The following is a 1,148-nucleotide window of genomic DNA, read 5'->3' on the forward strand; positions in this document are numbered from 1 at the left end:
AAGGGCTGAAACGCCCTGAAATGTTCAAACCACCCCTCCGGCAAATCCAATCGCGGATTTTGGGCCCCTCGTACTACTTGATGGGATGGATTATATGAACTATAATAGTAAATATGATTGTTCTAAGTATGTTTTTGACGTTGCATTTAGTGCAATTATTTTAAGTTATTTAGGAAAAATACTTTTGTTCGCCTGGTTAGGTCTTGCTGCTTTTGAGAGCATCTCTTTTGGGAAACTGTTTTCAGAGGGGCCTCTCATTTTGCCTAAGACTTCAATACCTATAATACCCGCTATTTTTACTGCTCTTTATCTGTTTGCCAGAGTAGGGCTGAGGAAGACGGCCCACAAACAAGTAAGGGAGAGAAGATAGCCTCTCCCTTAAAATCTATCGTAAGACGTAGACAGAGATAGAGAACAGAGCCATTATGTGTCAAGACCTATGCGCCCAAAGATTGACAGAGACGAGTGGCATAGATATAGGACACCTAATTGAGAATGCAAAGTCAGGCTATTACTTCTTTGGTTACATCAAGTACTCGAAATGTTTTTTTGGGGTCAAGGTTGTGATATATGGTAGACAGTTATTATAGTGATGACTTTGCTTACGAGGGCACATGAATGAAAGTTCTTCGAAAGAAAAAATATGAGGACAAGTCTTTGAGCGGTTTCGTTTGTGATGTACACTTGGATAAAAGCGAAATTGGACATTTATTTGCAAAGATTTTTCCCATATTTTTGGTTTTTCTAATTGCTAGTAGCTTTTTCAGAAGTATCAGCCTGCAAATCCATGTGGCTATACTTATCTCATTAGTATTGTCGTTGTTTTTAGCGATCTTTCTTTACTTTCTATCAGTCATGAGTGATAAGACGCAGATATACAGAAAGGGATTAGTGGCTTATGACGTATCTGGCTATCGCCGTACCAGCATGGGATGGGCAAACATGCACAAGGTTAGAGAGGAATCCACATTGGGAATCCAGGCCATCGTCATCAAAGGCAAGGATGGACAGGTCATTAAAATGATGAAAAATATAAAAAATAAGGAAAAAGTGGCGTTAACTATGTAACCGTCTAAACAACCGCATCTTCACGGGTTAATCGGGATGTGGCATAAGAATTTCCATCTTTTGAAAGGAGATTCCATGTC

General features: G+C 39.5%; 2 protein-coding genes. Both read left to right on the plus strand.

The genetic code is table 11. From position 1 onward, the window contains the following. Positions 1-94: 94 nt before the first annotated feature. Entirely contained in the window at positions 95-370 is a 276-nt protein-coding gene (locus BUE18_RS27180) for a hypothetical protein (RefSeq protein WP_073479243.1), read from the plus strand. Between the two features lie 248 nt (positions 371-618). Next, on the plus strand, positions 619-1,068 hold the full coding sequence (locus tag BUE18_RS27185; protein ID WP_073479244.1) for a hypothetical protein: 450 nt from the start codon (positions 619-621) through the stop codon (positions 1,066-1,068). The last annotated feature ends 80 nt before the right edge of the window (positions 1,069-1,148 follow it).

It is taken from the genome of Desulfatibacillum alkenivorans DSM 16219 (genome assembly GCF_900142135.1).
Taxonomy (GTDB): Bacteria; Desulfobacterota; Desulfobacteria; order Desulfobacterales; family Desulfatibacillaceae; genus Desulfatibacillum; species Desulfatibacillum alkenivorans.

Coding starts and splice junctions, on each gene's coding strand:
- BUE18_RS27185 (WP_073479244.1), top strand. CDS start 619: ATGAAAGTTCTTCGAAAGAAAAAATATGAGGACAAGTCTTTGAGCGGT.
- BUE18_RS27180 (WP_073479243.1), top strand. CDS start 95: ATGAACTATAATAGTAAATATGATTGTTCTAAGTATGTTTTTGACGTT.